7 protein-coding genes are annotated in these 10,942 nt (G+C 69.7%); 5 read left to right on the plus strand and 2 right to left on the minus strand.

The annotated features are described in order from the left end of the window. Positions 1-36: 36 nt before the first annotated feature. The 4 genes from A7A76_RS22490 to A7A76_RS22505 all read left to right on the plus strand — a co-directional run bounded on the left by A7A76_RS22490 (position 37) and on the right by A7A76_RS22505 (position 6,776). Positions 37-663, plus strand: coding sequence for a hypothetical protein (locus A7A76_RS22490; RefSeq protein ID WP_206413407.1), 627 nt, complete (start codon positions 37-39; stop codon positions 661-663). Positions 664-1,232: 569 nt separating this feature from the next. Continuing rightward, the gene (gene dnaE, locus A7A76_RS22495; RefSeq protein ID WP_206413408.1) at positions 1,233-4,766 is read left to right on the plus strand and encodes a DNA polymerase III subunit alpha; all 3,534 of its coding nucleotides are present in this window, start codon (positions 1,233-1,235) and stop codon (positions 4,764-4,766) included. 232 nt (positions 4,767-4,998) lie between these two features. Beyond that, positions 4,999-5,958: an acetyl-CoA carboxylase carboxyltransferase subunit alpha gene (locus tag A7A76_RS22500; RefSeq protein WP_206413409.1), complete on the plus strand. Its 960-nt coding sequence runs from the start codon at positions 4,999-5,001 to the stop codon at positions 5,956-5,958. Positions 5,959-5,984: 26 nt separating this feature from the next. After that, a complete protein-coding gene (locus tag A7A76_RS22505) occupies positions 5,985-6,776 on the plus strand; it encodes a transglycosylase domain-containing protein (protein ID WP_206413410.1) in 792 nt (263 codons plus the stop codon). Between the two features lie 181 nt (positions 6,777-6,957). On the opposite strand, the gene A7A76_RS22510 is transcribed toward A7A76_RS22505, so the two are convergent. Together A7A76_RS22510 and A7A76_RS22515 are read right to left on the minus strand one after the other, a co-directional pair. Beyond that, positions 6,958-8,466: a discoidin domain-containing protein gene (locus tag A7A76_RS22510; RefSeq protein ID WP_206413411.1), complete on the minus strand. Its 1,509-nt coding sequence runs from the start codon at positions 8,464-8,466 to the stop codon at positions 6,958-6,960. Positions 8,467-8,984: 518 nt separating this feature from the next. After that, positions 8,985-10,052: an NADH:flavin oxidoreductase/NADH oxidase gene (locus A7A76_RS22515; protein ID WP_206413412.1), complete on the minus strand. Its 1,068-nt coding sequence runs from the start codon at positions 10,050-10,052 to the stop codon at positions 8,985-8,987. A gap of 108 nt (positions 10,053-10,160) precedes the next feature. Between A7A76_RS22515 and tilS the strand changes: the two genes are divergently transcribed. Beyond that, a partial coding sequence (gene tilS / locus A7A76_RS22520) for a tRNA lysidine(34) synthetase TilS (protein ID WP_206413413.1) occupies positions 10,161-10,942 on the plus strand: 782 nt, incomplete at its 3' end.

Genomic DNA, 10,942 nt, shown 5'->3' on the forward strand with positions numbered 1-10,942 from the left:
CCCCAAGACGGGCCGGACGCGAGGTGTTTCATGCGCATGCCTCACCCCACCCCGACCGCCGAGCCGCTGCCGTTCGAGCGCGCCCCGCCGCCGCACTGCGTGCAGCCTTATGAGCCCGCGATGGCGCTGCGCCCGGCGGCGATCGCCGCGTTCGACGCGCTGGTCCACGAACTGCATCCCGACGCCGCCCGGGTCGACGCCGACCGCCTGCAGCGCCTGGCGCAGTGGCTGGCGCAGCTGCCGCCGGCCGACGCGCGGCGCGCGATCGACACCCGCCTGCAATGCCTGCAGGATCTGCGCGCGCTGGCCGTCGACCCGGCCTGGGATTGCGACCCGGCGCTGCGCCGGCGCCTGGAGCGGCTGTTCGCCTACATCGACCAGGACGAGGATCTGATCCCCGACCGGGTGCCGCTGCTGGGCCTGCTCGACGACGTGCTGCTGATCGAACTGGCCTGGCCGGCGTTCGCGGCCGAGGCGGAGGACTACCGCGACTTCTGCGCCTACCGCCAGCGCGAACACCCCAGCGGCGACGCCGGCGCGCAGCGCGCCGCCTGGGTCCGCGACCGTTTGGCTGAGCTGGCCCTGCTGCAGCACCACGCCCGCGTCAGCGACAGCCATTACGCCAACGGCCGCACGCCGGAGCCGGTGTTTCGGGTGACCTGAGCGTGGTTGCGGGGAGGCGATGAGGAGTCGGGGGTGTCGCTGGCGCGGCGCCTCGGCCGAAGCTGCTCGCGTGGCGCCTCGCCGGGTGGGCGCGCCGGCGGGTTCGGTTGCGCCGTGGTTCGGATTGGCGCGGTCGCGGCTTGCGCCGCTCCTACAGGGCGAGTCTGTTGCAGGCGAAGCTACCTGTAGGAGCGGCGCGAGCCGCGACGCGGCCAATGGTTTGCCGAGGAAATGCGAAGCCACGGCGCCCCACCGGATCTCGTATCCCCGCTCCCCGCGACGCTCCGCGCACAGGCGTAGCCGTCCGCGCAGCGCCGACACCGCAACGGCCCAAAATCGCACAACCTCGCCGCCAGCCGCGCCGCCGGCCGCGTCGCCAGCAACTCGCCGCCCACGTCCCGTCGCCCCCCGGGCGCCCTCGATCCGCTGTCAAGCCTTGCCCCACGCCGCCGGGCTGATACCCTGCAATCCGGCACTTTCCCCGCCGTGCCGATGCCGTTCCGGGCTCGCGCCATCAAGGCGCGCGGCTCCCGGCACGCTCTCCCGGCACGGCCGCACAATCGGTACGCATGTCCGCTCCTTTCGTTCATCTCCACCTGCACAGCGAGTACTCGCTGGCCGATTCGACCCTCCGCATCGGCGAGCTGGTCAAGCGTTGCGTCGCCCTCGGCCAGCCGGCCGTGGCCCTGACCGACCTCGACAACATCTTCGCCGCGGTCAAGTTCTACAAAGCCTGCGAAGGCGCGGGCATCAAGCCGATCATCGGCGCCGACGTGCACCTGGCCGACGGCAACGAATCGGCCTCGCGCCTGACCCTGCTGTGCCGCGACCGCAGCGGCTACCTGAGCCTGTCGCGCCTGCTCAGCCGCGCCTGGATGGAAGGCCACCGCACCGAAGGCGTGGTGCTGCGGCCGGAATGGCTGCGCGAGGACAACGACGGCCTGTTCGCGCTCGCCGGCCGCAACAGCCTGGCCGCGCGCCTGGCCGCGAGCAACCGCGAAGAGCTCGCCCACGCCTGGCTGGTCGACTGGCAAGGCGTGTTCGGCGACCGCCTGCATCTGGAACTGACCCGCACCCAGCGCGACGGCGAAGACGTCTTCAACGCCTTCGCCTTGCAGGCCGCGAGCAAGCGCGGCCTGCCGGTGGTGGCCAGCAACGACGCGCGCTTCCTCGATCGCGACGGTTTCGAAGCGCACGAAGCGCGCGTGTGCATCGCCTCCGGCCGCGTGCTCGACGACCCCAAGCGCCCGCGCGAGTACAGCGAAGAGCAATACCTCAAGACCGGCGAGGAAATGGCCGCGCTGTTCGCCGACGTGCCCGACGCGATCGACAACGCGCTCGCGCTGGCCACGCGCTGCAACGTCGAGCTCAAGCTGGGCGAGTACGCGCTGCCGGCGTTCCCCACGCCGAGCGAACACACCATCGAATCGTGGCTGCGCAGCCAGTCGCGCGAAGGCCTGGCCAAGCGCCTGGAGAAGAACCCGCTCGCCCCCGGCAAGACCCGCGAGGAATACGACCAGCGCCTGGAAACCGAGCTGGACGTCATCATCAAGATGGGCTTCCCCGGCTACTTCCTGATCGTGGCGGACTTCATCAACTGGGCCAAGGACCATGAGATCCCGGTCGGCCCGGGCCGCGGCTCGGGCGCAGGCTCCTTGGTGGCCTGGGCGCTGGGCATCACCGACCTGGACCCGCTGCCGTACGACCTGCTGTTCGAGCGCTTCCTCAACCCCGAACGCGTGTCGATGCCCGACTTCGACATCGACTTCTGCATGGACCGCCGCGACGAGGTCATCGACTACGTCGCGCGCAAGTACGGCCGCGACCGCGTCTCGCAGATCATCACCTACGGCACCATGGCGGCGAAGGCGGTGGTGCGCGACGCCGGCCGCGTGCTCGGCCATCCGTACGGCTTCGTCGACGGCATCGCCAAGCTGATCCCGATGACCCTGGGCATCTCGCTCGACGACGCGCTGGGCGAATCCGAAGCGGCGGCGAAGAATCCGGAGCTGGCCTCGGCCGACCTGATCCAGCGCTACCGCAACGAAGACGACGTGCGCGACCTGCTCGACCTGGCGCGCAGCCTGGAAGACCTGACCCGCAACGCCGGCAAGCACGCCGGCGGCGTGGTGATCGCGCCGAGCCCGCTGTCGGACTTCTGCCCGCTGTTCGCCGAACACGACGGCGAAGGCCGCGGCCGCAATCCGGTGACCCAGTTCGACAAGGACGACGTCGAAGCCGTCGGCCTGGTCAAGTTCGACTTCCTCGGCCTGCGCACGCTGACGATCATCGATTGGGCGGTGCGCGCGATCAACAAGCGCCGCGCCAAGGAAGGGCAGCCGCCGCTCGACATCAACGCGCTGGAGCTGACCGACAAGCCCACCTACGAGCTGTTCGCGCGCGGCGACACCGTCGCGGTGTTCCAGTTCGAATCGCGCGGCATGCGCGAACTGCTCAAGCGCGCCAAGCCCGACACCTTCGAAGACATCATCGCGCTGGCCGCGCTGTTCCGTCCCGGCCCGCTGGGCTCGGGGATGGACAAGGACTGGGTCGACCGCAAGCACGGCAACGCCGAGGTCACCTATCCGCACGAGTCGCTGGAACCGGTGCTGGCGCCGACTTACGGCGTCATCGTCTACCAGGAACAGGTGATGCAGATCGCCCAGGTCCTGGCCGGCTACACCCTCGGCGGCGCCGACATGCTGCGCCGCGCGATGGGCAAGAAAAAGCCGGAGGAAATGGCCAAGGAGCGGGCCAAGTTCGAAGCCGGCTGCGCCGAGCGCAACATCCCGGCCAAGCAGGCCAGCCCGATCTTCGACTTGATGGAGAAGTTCGCCGAGTACGGCTTCAACAAGTCGCACTCGGCCGCCTACGCGCTGGTGGCGTACCAGACCGGCTGGCTCAAGCGCCATTACGGCGCCGAGTTCATGGCCGCGACCTGCTCGTCGGACATGGACAACACCGACAAGGTGGTCAACTTCCTCGACGAAGCGCGGGTGATGGGCATCACCGTGCTGCCGCCGCACGTCAACGAATCGGAGTACATGTTCGAGGCGATCGACGCCAACACCATCCGCTACGGCATCGGCGCGGTGAAGGGCGTCGGCCGCGGCGTGTGCGAGTCGATCGTCGAGGCGCGCCGCGCCGGGCCGTTCGTCGACCTGCTGGATTTCTGCAAGCGCGTGGACAGCGGCAAGCTCAACCGCCGCGCGCTGGAAGCGCTGACCCACGCCGGCGCGCTCGACGGCCTGGGCAAGAATCGCGCGAGCCTGATGCTGCAGCTGCCCGAGGTGCTCAAGGCCACCGACCAGATGGCCAAGGAGCGCGCCGCGGGCCAGGTCTCGCTGTTCGGCGGCTTCGAAGCCGCCGCGCCGGCGCTGCACCTGGACCTCAGCGAAACCAACGAATGGCCGCTCGCGCAGATCCTGCAAGGCGAGCGCGAAACCCTCGGCCACTACCTCAGCGGCCATCCCTTCGATCCGTATCGCGAAGAGCTGCGTTCGCTGGTCGGCACCGACCTGGGCGAGCTCGAAGGCATCTGGGAAAAGCGCCCGGAAAGCGCGCGCAGCGGCTGGCGCCCGGAGCTGGAAGTGATCGTCGCCGGGCAAGTGGTCGGCCTGCGCAAGAAGGGCGACAGCCAGATGTTCGTGCAGATCGAGGACGGCCGCGGCCGCCTGGAGTGCGCGTTCTTCTCCGAGACCTACAGCGAGTTCGCCTCGATGCTCGCGCGCGACCGCCTGCTGGTGATCCAGGGCGGCCTGCGCGAGGACGCCTTCAGCGGCGGCTTCGCCCTGCGCGCGGCGCGCTGCTGGGACTACAACGCGGTCTGCGCCAGGCACGCCCAGCGCCTGGCCCTGCGCCTGGACCTGCGCGTGCCCGGCGCCTGGCAGCGGGTCGACGCCCTGCTGGCCAAGCAGCGCCCCGGCCCGACCCCTATCCGCCTGGACCTGCTGCGCGACGGCGCGGCCGGCATGCTCGACCTCAACGGCCCGCAATCGGTGCGCATCGACGCCGAACTGGCCGGCCTGCTGCGCGCCCAGCCGGGGGTCAAGGCGGTCAAGGTGACGCTGTCCAAGCCGTGGGCGCGATCTGGGGGCGATTGAGCAGGAACGAGTGGAGAGAAACGAGGAACGAGTCGTCGGACCGGCTCGTTCCAGGCTCTCCACGCCATCGCACCCGCCTTGGAGAAACCGAGCAACGAGTACACCCTCACCCGTGTCGCTCGTTCCTCGTTCCTCCTCACTCGTTCCTCAATTTCCGTACCCACCCCATGCCTATCGGTACGGTCGCGCCGCCTGAGCTAGACTGTGCCCTTCCTCGGCCCATGGCCCACGCATGAACCCGAACTACCTCGACTTCGAGCAGCCCATCGCCGACCTGGAAGCCAAGATCCAGGAGCTGCGCCACGCCAGCAGCGGCCCGGCGGTCGACATCGACGCCGAAATCCACGCCCTGCAGGACAAGCTGCGCCTGCGCACCGCGCAGATCTTCCGCGACCTGTCCTCGTGGCAGATCTCCCAGCTCGCCCGCCACCCGGCCCGGCCGTACACGCTGGACTACGTGCGGGTGATCTGCGACGAGTTCCAGGAACTGGCCGGCGACCGCGCCTTCGCCGACGACAACGCCATCGTCGGCGGCCTGGCCCGCATCGCCGGGCGCAGCGTGGTCGTGGTCGGCCACCAGAAGGGCCGCGACACCAAGAGCAAGATCAAGCGCAACTTCGGCATGCCGCGCCCGGAGGGCTACCGCAAGGCGCTGCGGCTGATGAAGCTGGCCGAGCGTTTCGGCCTGCCGCTGCTGACCTTCATCGACACCGCCGGCGCCTGGCCGGGCATCGACGCGGAAGAGCGCGGCCAGTCCGAAGCCATCGCCCGCAACCTGATGGAGATGGCCGGGCTCAAGACCCCGGTGATCTGCACCGTGATCGGCGAAGGCGGCTCCGGCGGCGCGCTCGCCATCGGCGTCGGCGACCGCACCTTGATGCTCGAATACAGCACCTACTCGGTGATCACCCCGGAAGGCTGCGCCTCGATCCTGTGGAAGACCGCCGACAAGGCCAAGGACGCGGCCGAACAGCTCGGCCTGACGGCCAAGCGCCTGCACGAGCTGGGCCTGATCGACAAGATCGTGCGCGAGCCGATCGGCGGCGCGCACCGCAACCCCAAGCAGATGGCCACGCGCCTGAAGGCCGTGCTGATCAACGAACTCGACGCGCTGGACGGCGTGCCGATGGACGAACTGCTGCAGCGCCGTTACGAGCGGCTGCGCGGGTACGGCGCGTACGAAGCCGCCTAAGCGCGGCGATACGCGCGGAGCCACGGATGGCGCTCAGCACCTTCTTCAAATGGGCCGGCGGCGGCGTCGCCGTCGTCATCGCCGTGTTGTGCTTGTCGTTGCAGTGCGCGTATTGGTACGGTGCGTCGCTGCTGCCGAAAGACTTGCCGCAACCGCGGCGCGCGTACCCCACGACAGCGCGCGTGGCGTTGTGGCGGATGTTCGGCGGCGGCGATACCCCGTTGTCGGTTCGCAAGCTCACGATTTTCAGCTATGCCGGCCTCGGCCTGGAATTCGGGTCACAGGCGATGATGACGAGCTGGATGGATCGCTATGCGCCGCTGCCGTCCCTGCCGGCGGATATGCAACTGTTGGATGTTGCCGCCGGCTCCTTGCATCACCAAATCGAACAAGAGCGCTCGGCAACCGAGGCCAAGGGCGCAGTCAGTAGCGGCAATGCCGAAGCGCTGCGGCAGATCGGTTACGACCATCATCTCAAGGAAGTAGCCGCCTACATCCGCGTCAGCCGCGAACGGTCCGCCGAGAGCATGGCCGATTTCGTGCTGGAGCATGGCAATTACGGCCGCGGCAGCGAAGGGCTCGACCAAGCCGCGCGCGTCTACTTCGGTGCCGACGTCGACGCACTGACCGACGACGAACTGCTTGCGCTGGCGACGTTGCGCTTTCAGATCGGGAGCATGGACCCGTATTGTCAGCCGGAGCAATTCCGCGAGCGCTACGTCGAGTTGATCCGGCACTCCGCCGCCTCCGGCCTCCCACGCGCGAGCGATCTGTCGCTGCCGCGCCTGAAGCCCACCGAGTGCAGCGAACCGCAATGACACCCCACGCGCGCGCATCGACCGCTCGCGGCGGCGATCTGGCGTCCGCGCAGACGATGCCGGCGCGGATGCGCGCGGGAACCTGCGCGCATGGCGAAGCCGCGAACTGAGCGAAAGGTCCGATGCTTCCGATCCTTCGATCGTAGCCGGCGGGCCTGCGCCCGCCGGCCCCATCGCTGCCTCAGTGCTCCAACACGCTGACGCTGGTGTTGTAGACCGAATCGGCCGTCCACGGCGAGCGATTGCCCACGCCCAGCGTGAACTGCAAGGTCTTGCCGCGGATGTCGCCGAGGTCGAAATAGCGCATCGGCACCAGCGCGCCCGGGCACCAGCTGCGCGGATTGGTCGTGTTGTTGTTGCGGAAGATCCCCGGATTGCCGCGCGGGCTGTACTGCTCGTAGGTCGCGCAATCGATCTTGGTGCTGAAGGTCGCGATCTGCGCGCCGTTGAACTTCACGCTGACGTTGGTGTTGGTGTACTCCTGCCCGCCGGAGGACGCGCCGTAACCGGCGATGCTGACCGCTAGCGTGGCGATGCCGAGGTTGGCCGTGTGCGCGACGGTGCCGGTCGCGATCGTGTCGGTCTTCTCGGGCGAACGCGACAGCAGGCTCAGCACGTCCGGGTCGGCGCCGGCGCTAAGCGGCTTGCGCGAGACCAGCGCCAGCGAATACTTGAACCCGACCTCGGCGATGGCCGGATCGGTGACGCCGTGGTTCTGGCAGGCGTCGTCGCCGTACTGCGGATTGGAGCCGCCGCTGATGCCGACCCAGATGTCGCGGTCCGGATTGGCCAGCGCCGCCGCGTACGGATCCATCGGCGCGTCGGGATACACGCGCGTGGCCTTGGCGCCCTGCCACATGTCGCTGAACGGCGAAATGAAATCGGTGAAGGTGACCCGCGGCGTGTCCACCGTCGGCGTCTGTCCCTTCGGCAGGCTGATGAAGAACGCGGAGGCGAAACGGTCGTAGGGATCGCACTGGGCGTGATAGGTGATGCGCAGCGCGACGTCGTCGCCGATCTTGGCCTTGTCCGCATCGCTGAGCTTACGCGCGAACTCGGTGCCGCGCTTCCACATCAGCAGGCCCGCCGGCGGCGTGTAGGTGGTCGGCTGGGTGCTGCGGTAGATGCCGAACTGCGGGACTTGATCGAGCACCAGCACGACCTTCTCCGGCGCCGGCGCGGTGTCGTGAACCTCGAACTCGTAGATGCGCGCGGCGCTGTCGCTGCCCTGGGTCGGCGTGGTCAGGTTGAGCCGGACGTAGCGCGCGGTGAGCGCGTTGACGCCGTGGGTGGTGACGTTGTCGGTGTTGTTGCTGACGGTCACCGCGGTCGTCCACGCCGATCCGTCGGCCGAGGTCTGGATGTTGAAGTTGCGGGTATTGTACGTCGCCGGCTCGCCGCCGGCGCCGGCGTGCTTGACCACGAAGCCGGCGATGCTCCTGCTCGCGCCCAGATCGACCTGCAACCACTTGCTCGACGCCGACGAACAGAACTTGTCGGCGTTGCCGCCGGAGACGCTGCCGTTGACCGCCTTGGCCGGCGTCTCGTTGGCGTTGCACGCGGCCGAGCCGGTGGCGGGCCGGTTCAAGGCGAGATTGGCCGCCGACGCGGCGCCGCTGAGGCCGAGCGCGACCAGACCCGCCGCGCAGGCGGCCCGTTGCGCTTGCTGCAGACACAGGATCGATCGCATGCTGACTCCCGGGAGCGTAGGGGTGAAGGACGCGCGCAGCGAAAGTGCGCGCTTGCGCAGACAAGGTCCGCTCGTGCAAAAAAAGCGGAAAAATCCAAAAATTCATGCAGGGCGGAGCGTGGTTCGAACCCTGCGGAATCGCGCTTGCGAGCGCAGCGCGATCCCGTTGGCGCATCTTCTCAGGCCCACGCCCCCGCGGCGTCAGCCCCGCCGGCAGGAAAGCGCCGGCGCCGCGTGATGTCTCGCACAGATCAAGACAAAAGCGCGTCGTTCACAAAACCACAAGCGCGCAAGAGCCACGGAACACCCCTGTAGGAGCGACGCAAGTCGCGACCGCGAAAACACCACCACCGCGCAAGCATCGCCGCAGTTGCGCCGCGGCCGCCGCAGCCCGCGCCATTCCCGGAGCCGGCCCCACACGCGAAAACCGAAACGCGCACAAGGAAAACGCCGGACCCGAAGGCCCGGCGTTCGCATTCCCGACATCGTCGTGCGCCGCCCGGTTCAAGGCGCTGCGATCAACTCCAGGCGCGCTGATACTGATCCGGCACGTGGGTGGTCGCGCCCAGCTCGCGCGCGGCGCGATGGGGGAAGTACGGATCGCGCAGCAGCTCGCGCGCCAGCAGCACCACATCGGCCTCGCCTTGCGCGACGATGCTTTCGGCCTGCGCCGCGCGGGTGATCAGCCCGACCGCGCCGGTGGCGATGCCGGCCTCGCGGCGGATGCGCGCGGAGAACGGCACCTGATAGCCCGGCTCGTCGCCGGGAATGCGCGCGTTCGGCACCAGTCCGCCGCTGGACACGTCGATCAGGTCGACGCCCAGCTCCTTGACCATGCGCGCCAGCGCTACGCTCTGCTCGATGTCCCAACCGCCTTCGGCCCAATCGGTGGCGGAGATGCGCAGCCACAGCGGCAAGCGCTCCGGCCACACCTCGCGCACCGCCGCCAGCACTTCGCGCAGCAGGCGGGTGCGGTTGTCGAAACTGCCGCCGTAACGATCCTCACGCCGGTTCGACAGCGGCGACAGGAACTGGTGCAGCAGATAGCCGTGCGCGGCGTGGATCTCGACCAACTGGAAACACGAATCCAGCGCGCGCTGCGCGGCCGCGGCGAAATCGTCGACGACCGTGCGGATCTCGATCGGCTGCAGCTCGCGCGGTTGCGGCGCGCCGTCGCGGAACGGCAGCGGCGACGGCGCCACCGGCGTCCAGCCGCCGTCTTCGGCGCGCACCGGCTGGCCGCCGAGCCACGGCGCGGCGACGCTGGCCTTGCGCCCGGCATGGGCGAGCTGGACGCCCACCGCGGCCTCGCGCGACCGCAGGAAACAGGTGATGCGGTGCCAGGCTTCGGCCTGAGAGGCGTTCCACAAACCGGTGTCGGCCGCGGAAATGCGGCCCTCCGGCGACACCGCGCAGGCCTCGGTCAGCACCAGCCCGGCGCCGCCGACCGCGCGGCTGCCCAGATGGACGAAATGCCAGTTGTTGGGCAGGCCGTCGCTGGCCGAGTACTGGCACATCGGCGAGACCGCGATGCGGTTGCGCAAGGTCAGCGAGCGTTGCGACAGCGGAGCGAAAAGCCGGGACACGACGGGATTCTCTCGGTAGGGATCTGGGAATCAAGGTATAGGCGGCCTGCGGCCGGGGCAGCATCACGCATGGGTTGCTGCGTCCCGTTGCCGTGGCACCATGCGCGCATGCACGCATCTCATGCCTACGCGATCCCCGCCGCGCTCGCCGCCCTGCCGGCGGCGCCGCTGTGCGTGGGCTACAGCGGCGGCCTGGATTCGAGCGTGCTGCTGCACGCGCTGGCGGCATCGCCGGCGGCGCGCGAACGCGGGCTGCGCGCCTGGCACGTGCACCACGGCCTGCACCCCGACGCCGACGCCTGGGCCGCGCATTGCGCCCAGGTCTGCGCCGGCTATGGCCTGGAACTGACCGTTTCGCGGGTGTCGGTTGCGCGCGACGGCGGCGACGGCCCCGAAGCCGCCGCGCGCGCCGCGCGTCATGCCGCCTTCGCCGCCGGCCTGGGCGCGGGCGAAGTGCTGACGCTGGCGCACCACCGCGACGATCAGGCCGAAACCCTGCTGCTGCGGCTGCTGCGCGGCTCCGGCCCCGACGCCCTGGCGGCGATGCGCGAGTGGCGCGACTGCGGCCGCGGCCGGCTGTGGCGGCCGCTGCTGGCGCTGCCGCGCGCGGCGCTGGAGGCGTACGCGCGCGAACACGCGCTGCGCTGGATCGACGACCCCGGCAACGACGAACAACGCTACGACCGCAATTTCCTTCGCCACCGCGCGCTGCCGCTGCTGCGCGAGCGCTGGCCGCAGGCGCCCGCGGCGCTGGCGCAATCGGCGCGCCTGCAGGAAGAAGCGGCCGAATTGCTCGACGGCGAAGACGCGGCGGCGTTGGCCCAGGTGCGCAGCCTGGACCCGCAGGCGCTCTCGCGCAGCCGCCTGCGCGCGCTGGCGCCGGCGCGGCG

The sequence above is a fragment of the Lysobacter enzymogenes genome (genome assembly GCF_017168095.1).
In the GTDB taxonomy this organism is placed as follows: Bacteria; Pseudomonadota; Gammaproteobacteria; order Xanthomonadales; family Xanthomonadaceae; genus Lysobacter; species Lysobacter enzymogenes_D.

Coding starts and splice junctions, on each gene's coding strand:
- A7A76_RS22490 (WP_206413407.1), top strand. CDS start 37: ATGCCTCACCCCACCCCGACCGCCGAGCCGCTGCCGTTCGAGCGCGCC.
- A7A76_RS22510 (WP_206413411.1), bottom strand. CDS start 8,466: ATGCGATCGATCCTGTGTCTGCAGCAAGCGCAACGGGCCGCCTGCGCG.
- A7A76_RS22500 (WP_206413409.1), top strand. CDS start 4,999: ATGAACCCGAACTACCTCGACTTCGAGCAGCCCATCGCCGACCTGGAA.
- dnaE (WP_206413408.1), top strand. CDS start 1,233: ATGTCCGCTCCTTTCGTTCATCTCCACCTGCACAGCGAGTACTCGCTG.
- A7A76_RS22505 (WP_206413410.1), top strand. CDS start 5,985: ATGGCGCTCAGCACCTTCTTCAAATGGGCCGGCGGCGGCGTCGCCGTC.